The following is an 18,397-nucleotide window of genomic DNA, read 5'->3' on the forward strand; positions in this document are numbered from 1 at the left end:
AGCCCAAAATAAGTACTTTGAGCACCTAGGCACGAACGAATGCGAGTGGAAGGTAGCGAAGTGCGTTAGCACTTTGAAAACTGCATAACATTTAGTGATATGACATCATTTTAAACATATATAGACAAGAAAAGTCTTTAAAATTACACTTTTAATAACTGGTCAAGTTATTAAGGGTGCAGGGCGGATGCCTTGGCACTAGGAGCCGATGAAGGACGTGATAAGCTGCGATAAGCTTCGGGGAGTTGCACGTAAACTTTGATCCGAAGATTTCCGAATGAGGAAACTCACTTAGAGTAATGTCTAAGTATCGTTAAGTGAATACATAGCTTAGCGAGGGGAACCCGGGGAACTGAAACATCTAAGTACCCGGAGGAAGAGAAAGAAATTCGATTCCGTAAGTAGCGGCGAGCGAACGCGGAACAGGCCAAACCAATGAAGTTTACTTCGTTGGGGTTGCGGACATACAACATAGATGCAATATCGTAAATGAAGAGAGTTGGAAAGCTCCGCCATAGAAGGTAATAGCCCTGTAGTTGAAACGAGAAAGCTACTAGTATGATCCAGAGTACCACGGGACACGTGAAACCCTGTGGGAAGCAGGAGGGACCATCCTCCAAGCCTAAATACTACCTAGTGACCGATAGCGCATAGTACCGTGAGGGAAAGGTGAAAAGAACCCCGGGAGGGGAGTGAAATAGAACCTGAAACCCTGCACTTACAAGCTGTGGGAGCACATTACTTGTGTGACCGCGTACTTTTTGTAGAACGGGCCAACGAGTTACGTTAAGTAGCAAGGTTAAGCACTTAAGGTGTGGAGCCGTAGCGAAAGCGAGTCTTAAATGGGCGATTAAGTTACTTGGCGTAGACCCGAAACCGGGCGACCTATCCATGAGCAGGTTGAAGCGAAAGTAAAATTTCGTGGAGGACCGAACCCACGAGCGTTGAAAAGCTCGGGGATGACTTGTGGATAGCGGTGAAATTCCAATCGAGCCCGGAGATAGCTGGTTCTCCCCGAAATAGCTTTAGGGCTAGCCTCAAGCGTAGAGAAACGGAGGTAGAGCACTGAATGTCCTAGGGGGTATTGCACTTACCGAAGACTATCAAACTCCGAATGCCGTTTTCTTTTACTTGGGAGTCAGACTGTGGGTGATAAGATTCATAGTCAAAAGGGCAACAGCCCAGATCGTCAGCTAAGGTCCCTAAATGTACGTTAAGTGGTAAAGGATGTGGGATTGCACAGACAACCAGGATGTTGGCTTAGAAGCAGCCACTCATTTAAAGAGTGCGTAATAGCTCACTGGTCGAGTGATCCTGCGCCGAAAATTTCCGGGGCTAAAACGTACTACCGAAGCTACGGCATCAATTATGATGGGTAGGGGAGCTTCGTATGCAGGCTGAAGCATGACCGTAAGGACATGTGGACAGTATACGAGTGAGAATGTTGGCATGAGTAGCGAGACGTGGGTGAGAATCCCACGGGCCGTAAACCCAAGGTTTCCAGGGGAAGGTTCGTCCGCCCTGGGTTAGTCGGGACCTAAGCCGAGGCCGAAAGGCGTAGGTGATGGACAACAGGTTGATATTCCTGTACCGCCAATAAGCGTTTGAGAGATGGAGTGACACAGTAGGATAAGCTAACCGTACTGTTGGTTATGTACGGCTAAGCATTGAGGCAGTCTAAATAGGCAAATCCGTTTAGACAATGCTAGGATGTGATGGGGAAGCCCTTCGGGGCGAAGTAGCTGATTTCACACTGTCAAGAAAAGCTTCTATCGAGTTTAAAGGCGCCCGTACCGTAAACCGACACAGGTGGGTGAGGAGAGTATCCTAAGGCCAGCGAGAGAACTATTGTTAAGGAACTCGGCAAAATGACCCCGTAACTTAGGGAGAAGGGGTGCCTGTCTATGACAGGCCGCAGAGAATAGGCCCAAGCGACTGTTTACCAAAAACACAGGTTTCTGCTAAGTCGCAAGACGATGTATAGGAGCTGACGCCTGCCCGGTGCTGGAAGGTTAAGGGGATCTGTTAGAGCAATCGAAGCAGTGAACTTAAGCCCCAGTAAACGGCGGCCGTAACTATAACGGTCCTAAGGTAGCGAAATTCCTTGTCGGGTAAGTTCCGACCCGCACGAAAGGCGTAACGATTTGGGCACTGTCTCAACAATAGACTCGGTGAAATTGTAATCCCGGTGAAGATGCCGGGTACCTGCGACAGGACGGAAAGACCCCATGGAGCTTTACTGTAGCTTGACGTTGGGTCTTGGTACTACATGTACAGGATAGGTGGGAGACTAAGAAGCATGGACGCCAGTCTGTGTGGAGTCAACCTTGGGATACCACCCTTGTAGTACTGGGATCCTAACCATAGGCCTTGAATCAGGTCTTGGAACACCGTCAGGTGGGCAGTTTGACTGGGGCGGTCGCCTCCTAAAAAGTAACGGAGGCGCTCAAAGGTTTCCTCAGCACGGTCGGAAATCGTGCGAAGAGTGTAAAGGCAAAAGGAAGCTTGATTGCAAGACATACAGGTCGAGCAAGGACGAAAGTCGGACTTAGTGATCCGGTGGTACCGCATGGAAGGGCCATCGCTCAACGGATAAAAGCTACCCTGGGGATAACAGGCTTATCTCCCCCAAGAGTCCACATCGACGGGGAGGTTTGGCACCTCGATGTCGGCTCATCACATCCTGGGGCTGTAGTAGGTCCCAAGGGTTGGGCTGTTCGCCCATTAAAGTGGTACGCGAGCTGGGTTCAGAACGTCGTGAGACAGTTCGGTCCCTATCCGTCGCAGGCGTAGGAAATTTGAGAAGACCTGTCCTTAGTACGAGAGGACCGGGATGGACGTACCTCTGGTGTACCAGTTGTTCTGCCAAGGGCATGGCTGGGTAGCTATGTACGGAATGGATAAGCGCTGAAAGCATCTAAGCGCGAAGCCAACTTCAAGATAAGATTTCCCACCGTAAGGGTAAGACCCCAGGAAGACTACCTGGTTGATAGGTCGAAGGTGTAAGTGCAGTAATGTATTTAGCTTATCGATACTAATAGGTCGAGGACTTGACCAAAAGAAATGATTAAATTCTAAATGATATGCAGTTTTCAGAGTACTAACTCTAACTCTAAAACTTATGCGGGTGTAGCTCAATGGTAGAGTTCCGGCCTTCCAAGCCGGCTGTGAGGGTTCGATCCCCTTCACCCGCTCCAACTTAAATAAGATTATGTGGTTATTATAGCAAAGAGGATACACCTGTTCCCATACCGAACACAGAAGTTAAGCTCTTTAGCGGCGATGGTACTTGGTGGGTAACTGCCTGGGAGAGTAGCACGTAGCCACGTAATCTTTTTTTATTATATTTACTACAACTTGAGTTATAGTAGTAATATGTTTGTGGTCCATAATTTTATGTCATTTTATGTGAAGTGGTTTTGTAGTTATTATTACTGTAATACGAACATAAACTTAGGATCTATTTTTTTATCCGATTTTAGGTGTTACACTTAATATGATAATTCATCATATATTTAAAGCTAGATGATATATTCTCTAGTTTTTTTACGTTTAAGGATATTATAATACTTAAAAAATGTGGACAAATTCTGAATGTAAGTAATATCAATAAATTGGTTTTGAGCGTAAAAAAGATTTTGAAATACTTCGCCCACGCAGTGGCTCAAGCAACGGACGAAGTCGTTGGCGACATGAAATGTTTCGCCGACACGTCGCTCAGGCTAAGCGAATTTTTTACATTTAAGTATATTTATAAATACTAATTATAGTAGTCGAACTTATAAAAGTTTGTAAATTTAATCAATATCTATTTTATGAGTTCTAAGATAAGTATTGATTTGAGATATATTATGTACGTTTATTATTAAGTTCTATTACTATAACTAGCACAACGTCTTAATTTTAAATATCATATCTAAATTATTGTATACATAATTTGATTTATATAGTTAGTATATAATTAATATAATTTACATATTTTATAGAAAGAGAAAAGATAGTATATAACATCTCTTATAAAAACACATCATAATAGATAGTAAAACCCAAAAAACAAAAGAGTATTTTAATAAAATATTTATATTTTAAAAGGGTAGGTGCTTATATGAAAGTTTATGATAGTAATATGTTAAGAAATATAGCAGTACTAGGTCATAGTGGATGTGGAAAGACAAATCTAATAGAAGCAATAGCTTATACTTCAAATCTTACAAATAAAATATCAAGACAAAATGATAAAGTTAACATGACTTATACACTAGGATTAGTACCAGTAGAATATAATAACTACAAATATAATTTATTAGATACTCCTGGATATTTTGATTTCTGTGGTGAAGTTATATCATCTCTTACTGCAAGTGATGCAGCTATAATTGTAATAGATGCTACTACAGATATTCAAGTTGGTACAGAAAGGTCTTTAGAGTTAACACAAGATATTCCTAAGATAATGTTTATAAATAAAATAGATAATGAAAAATCAAGATATAAAGATACATTAGAAATGTTAAGAAATCAATATGGAAATAAAATAGTACCTATGATAATACCTATATACAAGGATAAAAAATTTATTAAGCTACATAATATATTTGAGAATATAGATGGGCTAGATGGTGAGTTCAAAGAAGAAGCTATGAGTGTAAAAGAAGCTCTAATGGAACTTATAGCAGAAACTGATGATGAGATACTAGATAAGTATTTTAGTGGAGAAGAATTAGATGCACAAGATATACAAAAAGGATTGATTATAGGTATACAAAGAGGAGATATAATACCAGTAATCTGTGGTTCCACGTTAAACAATATAGGAACTACAGAAATATTAGATACAGTATCTAAATATTTAGAGCCTAAGTTCTTAAGTAAAGATGCTATATTTAAAGGTTTTGTATTTAAAACAGTGGTAGACCCATTCATTGGTAAAATATCATATCTAAAAATTACTCAAGGTGAAATAAAGAAGGATGATGAGATATTTAATATAAATAAATCAAGTAAAGAAAAAATATCTAATTTATATACTATGAAAAATAAAGAATTATTAGAAATTGATAAGGCTAAGTGCGGAGATATAGTTATAGTAACAAAGTCTAATAGTTTACAAACAGGAGATACTATATCATTAAACAGAGATGATGAAGCTATGTCATCAATTCAATTCCCTAAACCTCAAATATACTTTGCAATAACTCCAAAAAATAAAGGTGATGAAGAAAAAGTAAGTGCTACTTTAAATAAGATAGTAGATGAAGATCCAACTATAGATTGGCATAGAAATTCAGAAACAAAACAGGTTCTTATAGGGGGACAAGGTGAGCTTCACATAAATATTGTAAAAGATAAGATGAAAGAGAAGTTTGGTGTAGATGTTAATTTAGAAGATCTTAAAGTAGCATATAGAGAAACTGTGAAAGGAAAAGCTGATGTTCAAGGAAAACATAAAAAACAATCAGGTGGTCACGGTCAATATGGAGATGTAAAAATAAAATTTGAAAGAAGCAAGAAGGATTTTGAATTTACAGAAGAAATCTTTGGAGGATCTGTACCTAAACAGTATGTACCAGCAGTAGAAAAAGGTTTAAAGGATTCTATGTTAAAAGGAGTGTTAGCAGGATTTCCGGTTACCAATATAAAGGCTACTCTTTATGATGGTTCATATCATGATGTTGACTCATCAGAGATGGCATTTAAAATGGCAGCAAGTTTAGCATTTAAAAAAGGTATGGAAGAAGCACAACCAGTTTTATTAGAGCCTATAATGAGCCTAAAAATAACAATACCTGAAGAGTATATGGGTGATGTTATGGGAGATATAAATAAAAGAAGAGGAAAAATATTAGGTATGGAACCATTAGGAAAAGGAAAACAATTAATATATGCACAGGCACCTCAAGCTGAAACTTTTAAATATGCTATAGATTTAAGATCTATGACTCAAGGCAGAGGATATTTTGAGATGGAAATTGAGAAATATGATGAAGTTCCTTACCAAATAGCACAAAAAATAATAGCACAGGCTAATAGAAATAGATAAATAATAAAAGGGGGCCATCAAAATTAATGATAGCCCCTTTTTTCAATTTAAGTCATAAATTTAGAAGAAGTTAATATAATACTGTTGATGGAACTTATTTATTATAATTAACTTGTTGTGTTGGCTAGATATAATCATTGCAAATAATAAATTCTATCAATCTATACTTTGCTGGCTAAAAAACTTTATCTAGTAATTTCAATATACTTAGCAAAATAACTAGTAAAACAGATTATTTAATATTTAATATGAATATATCTTATATAAATTTTATAAAAAATAAATTTTTATAGTATAAACTTTACTGAAAAAATCATATAAATTATATTAATCCATAGTTAAAGCAAGTCAAATTTAACAGAAAGAGAATATAATACTATATTCAATAGAAGACAAGGTATTATGTGTACCTATTTCATAACTCAAAGATAAATTAAGAGCAAATATATTACAAAATATATAAATTGGCTTATTACATATAGATGAAAGTGCTTAAGAATTTAATATACAAAATACAGATAAACTAGAAGGAGTGATAGAGTATGTATTTTAGTAGATTTACACAGAAGTCTAAAAGAGTTATAGAGCTAAGTTTAGAATGTGCTAGGGAATTTGGTCATAATAGAGTTGATAGTGAACATTTATTATTGGGTTTATCAAAAGAAGGAGAAGGCGTAGCAGCTAGGGTATTGCTAAAATTAGGCATGACACCAAAGTATATAGAAGGGAAAATAATAGAGAAAAAGGGGATTATACCTATAGCGCCGATAGATTTAGTATTAAGTTCTAGAAATGAAGAGATATTAGAAATCTCAGGTATATTTGCAGATAAATTTAAATCTGAGTATATAGAGACTGAACATATTTTACTAGGTATACTTCAACAAGGAGAAGGTGTAGCTGTTGATATATTAAAAGAAGCATCTATAGATGAAAAAACTATAGTTGAATTAATTATTGACACTGTTGGATTAGATAGAATTACAGCAAATAAAGAGAGTAAGCCTCATTATCCAACTAAAACGCAAGTATCTTCAAAGATATTAGATAAGTATGGAAAAAACTTAACCTTAATAGCAAGTCAAAATAAAATTGACCCGGTAATAGGAAGAGAAAAAGAGATAGAGAGAGCTATACAAATATTAAGTAGAAGAACTAAAAATAATCCAGTATTTATTGGAGATCCAGGCGTTGGAAAAACATCTGTTGCTGAAGGGTTAGCTGCAAATATTGCAAGCGGAGATGTTCCAGATAACCTTGTTGGGAAGGTTTTGTATACTTTAGATATGGGCTCTATGTTAGCAGGAGCTAAGTATAGAGGTGAATTTGAAGAAAGAATAAAGCAAGTTGTAGATGAAGTAGTTAAGAATGGAAATATAATTTTATTTATAGATGAATTACACACAATAATAGGTGCAGGTTCGACTGGAGAAAGTACAATAGATGCATCTAATATATTAAAACCAGCATTATCAAGAGGAGATATACAAATTATAGGGGCCACAACAATAGATGAGTATAGAAAGCATATAGAAAAAGATTCTGCTTTAGAGAGAAGATTTCAACCCATTTTAATAACAGAACCGACAAAGGAAGAAACTATAAAGATACTAGAAGGATTGAGAGAAAAATATGAATCTCATCATAATGTAAAAATAACAGATGAAGCCATAGTAGCAGCAGTAGATTTATCTATAAGATATATAACTGATAGATTTTTACCAGATAAAGCAATAGATTTAATTGATGAATCAGCATCTAGAGTAAGATTAAGAGAGATTAATTTACAAAAAAGCTTATTAAGTCAAGAGAAATATATTTTAAGTAAAGAAATAAATAATGAGTTAAATAAAGATAATATAAACTTGGATACAAGTATGGAATCAAGTCAGGATATAGCAAATATTGAAGTAAGTAAAAAATCATATATAGGCGTAGTAACTAAAGAAATAATAGCTGAGGTTGTAGAGCTTTGGACTGGGGTACCAGTTAATCAAATAGTTGAAGAAGAAGCAGAAAGATTACTAAACTTAGAAGAAATATTACATGGTAGAGTAGTAGGTCAAGATCAGGCAGTAAAATCTATTTCTAGAGCAATAAGAAGATCTAGAGCAGGCCTTAAGGATCCTAAAAGACCAATAGGTTCATTTTTATTTTTAGGTCCGACTGGTGTAGGAAAAACAGAATTATGTAAAGCATTAGCGGAAGTTCAATTCGGTGATGAAAATCAAATAATAAGAATAGATATGTCTGAATATATGGAAAAACATGCAGTATCTAAATTAATAGGATCACCTCCAGGATATGTAGGATATAATGAGGGTGGCCAATTAACAGAAAAAGTGAGAAGAAATCCTTATTCTGTAGTATTATTTGATGAGATAGAAAAAGCTCATGAGGATGTGTTCAATATTCTATTACAAATATTAGATGATGGTAGATTGACAGATTCAAAAGGTCGTATGGTAGACTTTAAAAATACTATATTAATAATGACATCTAATGTTGGTGCTACTAAAATAAATAAAAATAAAGTATTAGGATTTGGCGCAAATAATGATAAAGACGAAGAGATGAAAAATCAATATGATAAAATGAAAGATAGCATAATGGGTGAGTTAAAGCAAAAATTTAAACCAGAGTTTTTAAATAGGATAGATGATATAATTGTATTCCATCCATTAAAAGAGAATCATATATATGAAATAGTAAAATTAATGACAAGAGAAGTAATTCAAAGATTAAAAAGTTTAAATATAGATTTAGAAATAAGTGAAGAAGCTGTAAAATTAATAGCTCAAGAAGGTCTAGATTTAGAGTATGGAGCAAGACCTTTAAAAAGGGCAATACAGAAAGAATTAGAGGATACATTATCTGAGGCAATATTAAAAGGTGATGTAAAAAAAGGTAGCAATGTTGTTGCTGAAATTGAAGGTAATAAAATAGTATATAAATGTAAAGTGTTATAAAACTAAATGAGGAGGAAACTCCTCATTTTTTAATTTCATAATACATTACATAATATACCAGAGATATGTTAAAATTAAATATACAATAGTAAATTAAGGGTGATTTGTAAATGGCAAAGATAAAAACGAAATATGTATGCCAAGAGTGCGGATACGAAACATCTAAATGGTTAGGTAAGTGTCCAGAGTGTACAAAATGGAATACATTAGTAGAAGAAATAGAACAAAAAGGGTCACATAAAGATGTATTTATTATAGATAAATCTTCATCGAGACCTGTAAATATAAATTCTATAGAAACAAAAGAAGAAGAAAGATTTTCAACATGTATAAATGAGTTAGATAGAGTGCTTGGAGGAGGAATAGTAAAAGGGTCTTTGGTATTAGTAGGAGGGGATCCAGGAATAGGAAAATCAACGCTTTTAATTCAAGTATCAAGTAATGTTGCAAACTCAGGGAAAAAAGTATTATATATATCAGGAGAAGAATCTGAATCTCAAATAAAAATGAGGGCTCAAAGATTAGGAATTAATTCTGATAATTTATATATTTTTGCAGAAAATAATTTAAGCTTAATAGAAGCTCAGTTAGATAATATAAAGCCTGAACTTATAATTCTTGATTCTATTCAAACTGTATATAGTCCAGAAATATCATCAGCACCAGGAACAGTTAGCCAAATAAAAGAAGGAACTTCTAAATTTATGAGAATATCCAAAAAAATGGGTATATCAACCTTTGTAGTTGGACATGTAACAAAAGAAGGATCTCTAGCTGGACCTAAATTATTAGAGCATATGGTTGATACCGTACTGTATTTTGAAGGAGAAAGATATAACACTTATAGATTAGTTAGAGCTGTTAAGAATAGATTTGGTTCAACTAATGAATTAGGAGTGTTTGAGATGAGAGATTTAGGTTTAGTAGAGCTTGAAAATCCTTCAAAAATACTTATATCAGAAAAACCAAAGGATGTAGCAGGTTCAGTTATAATATCTACAGTAGAAGGTACAAGACCGATGTTACTTGAAATGCAGGCTTTAGTATCACCAACAAGTTATGGTATACCAAAAAGAACGGCTACAGGTGTTGATTATAATAGAGTGGGTATGTTATTGGCTGTTTTAGAGAAAAGAGTAGGACTTCAAATCCAAAATCAAGATGTATACCTTAATATAGTAGGAGGGATAAAAATAAATGAACCTTCAATTGATTTAGGCATAGTAATAGCTATTGCATCCAGTTTCAGAAATGTTGCAGTTGATGAAACAATAGCAGTAGCAGGAGAAGTTGGACTTACGGGAGAAGTAAGAGCAGTAAACTTTATAGAAAAAAGAATAGCAGAGTGTAAAAAACTTGGCTTTACTAAAATGGTTATACCAAGAAATAATTATGAAGTGGTCAAAGATACTAAAGGTATAGAAATTTGGCCTGTAGATAATCTAAGACAAGCAATAAATATAGTATTAGGGGGGAATAAATAATAATGGAGGATTTCCTAAGTAATAAAACTCTTATACATGCATTAAAAATGATATCACCTGGAAGTCCGCTAAGACAAGGCTTAGATAATATATTGAAAGCTAAAACAGGAGGGCTTATAGTACTGGCAACAGGTGAAGAAATAATGGAAGTAGTAGATGGAGGATTTTGTATAAATGCAGAATACTCACCAGCATATATATATGAATTAGCTAAAATGGATGGCGCTATAGTTTTAAGTAGTGATACAAAGAAAATTCTTTTTGCTAATGCTCAACTTATGCCTGATTATTCAATACCAACATCAGAAACTGGGACTAGACATAGAACTGCAGAAAGAGTTGCTAGACAAACAGGGGCGATAGTTATTGCTATATCTCAAAGAAGAAACATAATCACAGTATATAGAGGAGATAAAAAATATGCGTTAGAAGATATATCTAAGATACTTACTAAGGCAAATCAGGCATTACAGACTCTTGAAAAATATAAATCTGTGTTGGATGAGGCTATAATAAACTTAAATGCTTTAGAGTTTAATGATTTAGTAACAATATATGATGTAGCGATAGTTATACAAAAAATAGAAATGGTAATGAGAATAACAAATATAATTGAAAAATATGTAATTGAGCTTGGCCAAGAAGGAACGCTAGTAAAAATGCAGTTAGAAGAGTTAATGGGGACAACGAAGATGGATCAAAAGCTTATTTTTAAGGATTACAGTAAAAGGAATGTAGAAATGTCAGAATTTAAGAAAAAGATTAAAACTCTTTCATCTGAAGATTTATTAGATTTAACTAATATGGCTAAATTATTAGGGCATAGTGGTTTTTCGGAAAATATGGACATGACTATAAAATCTAGAGGATATAGAATACTTAGTAAAATACATAGACTACCATCAGCTATAATAGAAAATTTAGTAAATTATTTTGATAATTTTCAAGAAATATTAAATGCGTCAATAGAAGAATTAGATGACGTTGAAGGAATAGGAGAAATAAGGGCAACTTATATTAAAAATGGACTTATAAAAATGAAACAGTTAGTTTTATTAGATAGGCATATATAAATAATAGTTACTACTTTGTGCTTGAACATATAAGGTATTATGGATTATAATAAGTAAATATCAATAAAACAATCAGGGGGTGAAATTTTGATACAAAAATTAGTAAGAGCGATGATAGGTATATTTGGTTTTGTTTTAGGATTTACCATATATTCATCATTAGCGAATACATTTCCAGTACTTTTATTTGGAATAGGAAAGAGTATTGTGTTGATATCAACAGTAATAGGTTTAATTATAGGAATTGTATTCTATATAATAGGACCTTGGCTGATAGACAAATTTAAATATATAGCTAAACTTATGGATAAGGAAATATCGAAATATCCTCAGACGGATATATTATTAGGAGCTATAGGACTTATAATAGGATTAGTCATAGCGTACTTATTAGGAGGTTTAATAAATTCAATACCTGTAGTAGGAGGAATTTTAACCTTTATTACATATGGATTCATGGGGTACTTAGGTATAAAAATAGCTTTAAAGAGCAAAGATGATTTATTTAATATAAGTAAACTATCTAGATTGGCACCATCAATGAAAGAAAAGAATGCTAAAAAAGAAGTAAATGGTATTCCACCAAAAGTATTAGATACTAGTGTTATAATAGATGGGAGAATAGCAGATATATGTAAAACAGGCTTTATAGAAGGAAAGCTTATAATACCTAAGTTTGTACTTGATGAATTACAACATATAGCTGATTCTTCAGATGACTTAAAAAGGGTTAGAGGAAGAAGAGGTCTTGATATATTAAATATAATTCAAAAGGAATTAGATATAGAAGTTGAAATAAGTGAAGCTAAATTTGATGATATTCCTGAAGTTGATAGCAAGTTATTAAAATTAGCTCAGGTTTTAGGTGGCAAGGTAGTTACTAATGACTATAATTTAAATAAAGTAGCTCAAGTCCAAGGAGTTGAAGTGTTAAATATAAATGAACTTGCTAATGCTATAAAACCAGTTGCAATACCTGGAGAAGAAATGATTGTTCAGGTTGTTAAAGAGGGTAAAGAACATAGTCAAGGTATAGCTTACCTAGATGATGGAACTATGATAGTTGTAGATGGAGGTAAAAAGCATATGGGTGAAACTATAAGAGTACTAGTTACATCAGTGTTACAAACTCCAGCAGGACGAATGATATTTGGAAAACCAAAAAACTAATAAATTTTAATGAATGTGTCTCATAATATAAATTATTTTATTTTGAGGCACTTTTCTTTTAATATAAGGATTTCAGTAATTAATAAGAGGTGAAAATATGAATGGTGTTGTCATAGTAGCTGCAGGAACAGGCAGTAGAATGAATATGGGAATTAATAAACAATTTATAAAACTTGAAGGAAAAGAAATTATAGCTTATACAATTGAAAAATTTTATAATAATTCAAATATAGAAGATATAGTGGTTGTTGTAAAAGAAGATGAATCTGATTTCTTTAAAAAAGAGATACTAGATAAATATAATTTTAAAAATATTAAGATTGCTTATGGCGGAAAAGAAAGACAAGACTCTGTATACAATGGATTAAAGTTATTAGATAAAAAATGTCATGTTGTATTAATTCATGATGGAGCTAGACCTTTTGTATCTGATAAAATTATAGATAATTGTATTGAAGAGGCAAAAAATCATAAAGCTGTAGTTGTAGGAGTGCCAGTCAAGGATACTATAAAGGTTATAGATAAGGATAAATATATAGTAGATACACCAAATAGAAGTGTATTATGGGCAGTTCAAACTCCTCAGACATTTGATTATAATATACTTATAGATTCTTATAAAGACGCATTTAAAAATGGATTTTATGGTACTGATGATGCGATGCTAGTAGAGAGAATCGGATATAAGGTTAAAATGGTAGAAGGGTCATACAATAATATAAAAATAACGACGCAAGAAGATTTAAACATTGGAAGTCAAATATTAAGCGTTCAAGATTAATAGGAGGATAATTATGAGAGTAGGATTAGGATATGACGTACATAAATTAGTAGAAGGAAGAAAGTTAATAATAGGAGGGATCGATGTTCCACATGAAAAAGGATTATTAGGTCATTCCGATGCAGATGTATTAATACATGCTGTAATGGATTCTATATTAGGTGCATTGGCTTTAGGTGATATAGGTAAGCATTTCCCAGATACAGATGAGAAGTATAAAGGTGCAGATAGTATGAAACTATTAGAGTTTGTATATAATTTAATTAATGAAAAAGGATATGGTATAGGTAATATAGATTGTACTATAATAGCCCAAAGTCCTAAAATGGCTCCTCATATACAAAATATGAGAGAAAATATTGCTAAAGTCTTAAATACTTCAATAGAGAATATAAATGTAAAAGCAACAACAGAAGAAGGACTTGGATTTACTGGAGCAAAAGAAGGTATAGCAGCTCAAAGTATTTGTTTATTAGTTAAAGTTGACAAGTAATATTAAATAATATAATATTAGTAAATAAGATAAAGAATAATATAGTAATATTACAATATAGATTGTACATACTATACATAAATAGTAAATTATAAGCAATGATTAAGAAATAGTAAAAGATGAAATCTTTACAGAGAGGAAACGGTGGTGAAAGTTTCTAAGAAGAAGTCTTTGAACCAGTCTTTTAGCTTAAAAACGGTAAAAAGTTTTTACGGTAGGGACCGTTATATCCCATAAAGAGAGTCTTTGGGCTAATTAGAGTGGTACCGCGGAAATTAAACCTTTCGTCTCTATACATAAGTATAGAGTCGGAAGGTTTTTTTGTGGAAAAATTTTACTATTAAAAATAAAAGATATAAATACAGGAGGAAATGTAATATGAAAATGTCAAAAATGTTTATGCCAACATTAAGAGAAGTACCAGCTGATGCAGAAATAACAAGTCATCAATTAATGTTAAGAGCTGGTATGATAAGAAAGATGGCATCAGGAGTGTATAACCAATTACCTATGGGTATAAGAGTTTTCAATAAAATACAAGATATAATAAGAGAAGAGTTAAATGAAAAAGGATGTCAAGAAATACTTTGTTCAGCTCTTATACCAGCAGAACTTTGGAAAGAGTCTGGTAGATGGGATGTAATGGGAGCAGAAATGATGAGATTAAAAGATAGAAATGATAGAGATTTTTGTCTTGGGCCAACTCATGAAGAAGTATTCACAGATTTAATAAAGCAAGAAATAACTTCTTATAAACAATTACCATTAAACTTATATCAAATACAAGTTAAGTATAGAGATGAAAGAAGACCTAGATTTGGTGTAATGAGAACTAGATCTTTCACAATGAAAGATGCGTATAGTTTTGATACAGATGAGGCAGGATTAGATAAGTCATACCAAGATATGTTTGATGCATATACAAACATATTTGCAAGATGTGGATTAGATAATAGCCCAGTACAAGCAGATACAGGAGCTATAGGTGGTTCGGTTTCAGCTGAGTTCATGGTTAAATCAGAAGTTGGAGAAGATGAAATAGTATTCTGTAGCGGATGTGATTATGCAGCAAACATGGAAAAAGCAGTAGCTGTAGTAGCAGAACCTTCAACTGAAGAAATGAAAGAATTAAAAGAAGTACATACTCCAGGTGTACACACTATAGAAGAATTAGAAAACTTCTTTAAATTATCAGCTGATAAGTTTGCAAAAACTTTAGTATATGTTGCAGATGGAAAAACAGTAGTAGTAGTAGTAAGAGGAGACAGAGAAGTTAACGAAACTAAAGTAGGAAATGCTGTAGGTGGAGTTGTTGAGTTCGAACTTGCTAACGAAGAAGTAGTAAAAGCTGTAACTAATGCAGAAATAGGATTTGCAGGACCAATAGGAATAAAAGCTGACTATGTATTAATAGATAACGAAGTAGCTAATGCTAGAAACTTAATAATAGGAGCTAACAAAACTGAGTACCATATAGAAAATGCTAACTACGGAAGAGACTTCGAAGGAACAGTAGGAGACTTTAGAAACGTAACTGAGCAAGATAAGTGTACTAAGTGTGGAAGTCACTTTGAAATAGCTAGAGGGGTAGAAGTTGGACATATATTCAAGTTAGGGACTAAGTACTCTGAAGCTATGGGATGTAACTTCATAGATAAAGATGGTAAATCTAAGCCAGTAGTAATGGGATGTTACGGAATAGGTGTAGAAAGAACTGCTGCAGCTATAATAGAGCAACATCATGATGAAAATGGTATAACATGGCCTTTAGCAATAGCTCCATATCATGTTGTAGTTGTACCTGTTAACATAAAGAAAGAAGAACATATGGAAGTTGCTGAAAAGATATATAATGACTTACAAGCTATGGGTGTAGAAGTATTATTAGACGACAGAGATGAAAGAGCTGGAGTTAAGTTTAAAGATAGTGAACTTATAGGTATACCAATGAGAATAACTGTTGGTAAAGATATAGTAGATGGAAAAGTAGAATTCAAATTAAGAAAGTCTGAAGAAAAAGAAGTAATATCTTTAGATGAGATAAAATCAAGAGTTGAAGCTGAATTTGTAAAAAATAACGTAAAGTTAGGATAATTGCAAAATAACTAAATAGTATATATAATCCACGAACTTATTAACATTTTAAGTTAAAATGTGGATATATATACTATTTTAATTTTTAGAAAAAGCGAGTTATTAACAGATTATCTGGATAACATATAAATTGTATTTTTAGCAACGGATGTATCCGTAGAGGAAGCAAGAATATATCGTTGGCGAAATGAAGTACTTCGCCGACTCGTCGCTTAAGTGAAGTGAATTTTTTATATTATTTGGATAAAATAACATTACAATAAAGGCTTATTTTGATATTATAGATACGTATATATATTTATAGGAGGTAAAGACATGAGTGTAAAAGTAAGATTTGCTCCAAGTCCAACTGGATTTGTACATATAGGTAGTTTAAGAACTGCTTTATACAACTACTTATTTGCAAAGAGAATGGGTGGAGAATATTTATTAAGAGTAGAAGATACAGACCAAACAAGATTAGTTGAAGGTGCAATAGAAAACATGCTTCAAGCTATGAAATGGGCTGGTGTTAACCATACTGAAGGTGTTATGTTAGATGAAAATGGGAATATAGTTCAAAAAGGTGAGAACGGTCCTTACATACAATCTGAAAGATTAGATATATACAAAAAATATATACAAGAATTATTAGATAGTGGAAAAGCTTACTACTGCTTCTGTACAAAAGAAAGATTAGATGAAGTAAGAGAAAAGCAAAAAGAAGCTGGAGAAACTCCAAGGTATGATGGTCACTGTAGAGACCTTACGGAAGAAGAAGTACAAGCTAAAATAGCTGCGGGAGAACCATACGTTATAAGACTAAGATTACCAGAAAATCACGTTATAAAGTTCAATGACTTAGTTAGAGGAGAAACAGAATTTAATACTAATGACTTAGATGATCAAGTATTAATAAAAACTGATGGATTCCCAACATATCATTTTGCTGTAGTTGTTGATGATCATTTAATGGAAATAACTCATGTTATAAGAGGAGAAGAATGGGTTTCTTCAACTCCAAAGCATGTTTATTTATATGAAGCATTTGGATGGGAGCCTGTGACATTTGTACATTTACCAAATATACTTAATAAGGAAAAGAAAAAGTTAAGTAAGAGACATGGTGATGTTGCTGTTGAAGACTTCAAGAAAAAAGGATACTTACCAGAAGGATTAGTAAACTATGTTGCATTAGTTGGATGGTCTCCAGAAGATAACCAAGAAATATTCTCTATGGAAGAATTAGAAAATGCATTTTCTATAGATAGGGTATCTAAGAGTGGTGGAGTATTTGATACAGAAAAGTTAAATTGGGTTAACCAACATTATATAAAAGATGCAGATGATAGTTATTTAACAGATTTAGCTATACCATTTTTAGTTGAATCAGGATTTATAACAGAAGAAGAAGCTGAAACTAAATATGAATTCATAAAGGGTATGGTATCAGTTCTTAAAGAAAAATTACAATATGTAAAAGAAATAACTGAACATGCTAATATATTCTTTGGAGACACTGTTGAGTTAGAAACTGAAGAATGTAGAGAATTCTTAAACTTAGAGCACATACCAACTTTAATAGATGCATTAGAAGCAAAAGTAGAAGCTGCTGAAGTAGTAGATGAAGCCTTTGTAAAAGCTATGTTTAAAGAAATACAAAAAGAACATGGTATAAAAGGGAAGAATTTATTCATGGGATCAAGAATAATATTAACTGGTCAAATGCATGGACCAGATCTTCCAAAAACTATGGAAGTTCTAGGAAAAGAAACTTGCTTAAATAGAATAAAATATGTAAAAAATAATGTTTTATAGTATATAAAAAGTCCACTAATTTTAAGTGGGCTTTTTTACGCTTAAGTATATTATAATACTTAAAAAATGTGGATAAATTCTGAATGTAAGTAATATCAATATATCTAAAATCGATTAATATGTTAATTCAAAGAATTAGTTAGGATGTAGTGTTGTCGATATAAGTGTGATAAGTAAATTTTATTTATGTAGTTATTTGATGAAAAGATATGGGTATACTTACAAAGGAGTTTTTTCTAAATAAAAGTAATATATTAAGATGTGTAGATTGAGTATAACTTTAGGTAACGTAATTGTAGGGAGGATAAAATAATGGGAGTTGAGGAAGTAAAAGAGGAGTTAAAGAAATTATGCACTGATTATTTAAATATATTACAACAATTAAAGAATGAAGACCTAATAAGTGAAGAAACTTTTAAAAGATGTAGTATAAATAAGAAGTCTTTTTTAGATGAATAGGAAATAATATTTAAATAAAGATAATTTTTTATGCTAA

General features: G+C 32.9%; 10 protein-coding genes, 1 tRNA gene, 2 rRNA genes and 1 other annotated feature. All 13 genes read left to right on the forward strand.

The window, feature by feature from the left end; genetic code table 11:
* Positions 1-160 precede the first annotated feature (160 nt).
* The 13 genes from CRIB_RS12115 (at position 161) to CRIB_RS12175 (ending at position 18,360) form a co-directional block, all read left to right on the forward strand.
* Positions 161-3,058, forward strand: a 23S ribosomal RNA gene (locus CRIB_RS12115).
* A 65-nt stretch (positions 3,059-3,123) separates the two neighbouring features.
* A tRNA-Gly gene (locus CRIB_RS12120) sits at positions 3,124-3,197 on the forward strand.
* 15 nt (positions 3,198-3,212) lie between these two features.
* Positions 3,213-3,329, forward strand: a 5S ribosomal RNA gene (rrf, locus tag CRIB_RS12125).
* 776 nt (positions 3,330-4,105) lie between these two features.
* A complete protein-coding gene (locus tag CRIB_RS12130; RefSeq protein WP_180702519.1) occupies positions 4,106-6,040 on the forward strand; it encodes an elongation factor G in 1,935 nt (644 codons plus the stop codon).
* Positions 6,041-6,582: 542 nt separating this feature from the next.
* Positions 6,583-9,009 carry an ATP-dependent Clp protease ATP-binding subunit gene (locus CRIB_RS12135; RefSeq protein WP_180702520.1) on the forward strand — a complete coding sequence of 809 codons (2,427 nt, stop codon included), beginning with the start codon at positions 6,583-6,585 and terminating at the stop codon, positions 9,007-9,009.
* A gap of 110 nt (positions 9,010-9,119) precedes the next feature.
* Complete coding sequence (gene radA / locus CRIB_RS12140) at positions 9,120-10,493, forward strand: DNA repair protein RadA (RefSeq protein WP_180702521.1); 1,374 nt, start codon at positions 9,120-9,122, stop codon at positions 10,491-10,493.
* A gap of 2 nt (positions 10,494-10,495) precedes the next feature.
* Positions 10,496-11,566, forward strand: coding sequence for a DNA integrity scanning diadenylate cyclase DisA (gene disA / locus CRIB_RS12145; protein WP_180702522.1), 1,071 nt, complete (start codon positions 10,496-10,498; stop codon positions 11,564-11,566).
* A gap of 87 nt (positions 11,567-11,653) precedes the next feature.
* Positions 11,654-12,736 carry a PIN/TRAM domain-containing protein gene (locus tag CRIB_RS12150; protein ID WP_180702523.1) on the forward strand — a complete coding sequence of 361 codons (1,083 nt, stop codon included), beginning with the start codon at positions 11,654-11,656 and terminating at the stop codon, positions 12,734-12,736.
* Between the two features lie 97 nt (positions 12,737-12,833).
* Positions 12,834-13,517, forward strand: a complete 684-nt coding sequence (ispD, locus tag CRIB_RS12155; protein WP_180702524.1) for a 2-C-methyl-D-erythritol 4-phosphate cytidylyltransferase — start codon at positions 12,834-12,836, stop codon at positions 13,515-13,517.
* Between the two features lie 13 nt (positions 13,518-13,530).
* Complete coding sequence (gene ispF, locus CRIB_RS12160) at positions 13,531-14,010, forward strand: 2-C-methyl-D-erythritol 2,4-cyclodiphosphate synthase (RefSeq protein WP_180702525.1); 480 nt, start codon at positions 13,531-13,533, stop codon at positions 14,008-14,010.
* An 89-nt stretch (positions 14,011-14,099) separates the two neighbouring features.
* Positions 14,100-14,305 (forward strand) — a binding site (T-box leader).
* An 83-nt stretch (positions 14,306-14,388) separates the two neighbouring features.
* Entirely contained in the window at positions 14,389-16,104 is a 1,716-nt protein-coding gene (locus CRIB_RS12165) for a proline--tRNA ligase (protein WP_180702526.1), read from the forward strand.
* A gap of 315 nt (positions 16,105-16,419) precedes the next feature.
* The gene (gltX, locus tag CRIB_RS12170; protein WP_180702527.1) at positions 16,420-17,901 is read left to right on the forward strand and encodes a glutamate--tRNA ligase; all 1,482 of its coding nucleotides are present in this window, start codon (positions 16,420-16,422) and stop codon (positions 17,899-17,901) included.
* Positions 17,902-18,213: 312 nt separating this feature from the next.
* Positions 18,214-18,360, forward strand: coding sequence for a hypothetical protein (locus tag CRIB_RS12175; RefSeq protein ID WP_180702528.1), 147 nt, complete (start codon positions 18,214-18,216; stop codon positions 18,358-18,360).
* Positions 18,361-18,397: the final 37 nt, after the last annotated feature.

The organism is Romboutsia ilealis, assembly GCF_900015215.1.
GTDB classification, from domain to species: Bacteria; Bacillota; Clostridia; order Peptostreptococcales; family Peptostreptococcaceae; genus Romboutsia; species Romboutsia ilealis.

What these genes read in the sequence shown, in the direction of transcription:
- CRIB_RS12130 (WP_180702519.1), top strand. Translation starts at nt 4,106, where the DNA reads ATGAAAGTTTATGATAGTAATATGTTAAGAAATATAGCAGTACTAGGT.
- CRIB_RS12135 (WP_180702520.1), top strand. Translation starts at nt 6,583, where the DNA reads ATGTATTTTAGTAGATTTACACAGAAGTCTAAAAGAGTTATAGAGCTA.
- radA (WP_180702521.1), top strand. Translation starts at nt 9,120, where the DNA reads ATGGCAAAGATAAAAACGAAATATGTATGCCAAGAGTGCGGATACGAA.
- disA (WP_180702522.1), top strand. Translation starts at nt 10,496, where the DNA reads ATGGAGGATTTCCTAAGTAATAAAACTCTTATACATGCATTAAAAATG.
- ispD (WP_180702524.1), top strand. Translation starts at nt 12,834, where the DNA reads ATGAATGGTGTTGTCATAGTAGCTGCAGGAACAGGCAGTAGAATGAAT.
- ispF (WP_180702525.1), top strand. Translation starts at nt 13,531, where the DNA reads ATGAGAGTAGGATTAGGATATGACGTACATAAATTAGTAGAAGGAAGA.
- CRIB_RS12165 (WP_180702526.1), top strand. Translation starts at nt 14,389, where the DNA reads ATGAAAATGTCAAAAATGTTTATGCCAACATTAAGAGAAGTACCAGCT.
- gltX (WP_180702527.1), top strand. Translation starts at nt 16,420, where the DNA reads ATGAGTGTAAAAGTAAGATTTGCTCCAAGTCCAACTGGATTTGTACAT.
- CRIB_RS12175 (WP_180702528.1), top strand. Translation starts at nt 18,214, where the DNA reads ATGGGAGTTGAGGAAGTAAAAGAGGAGTTAAAGAAATTATGCACTGAT.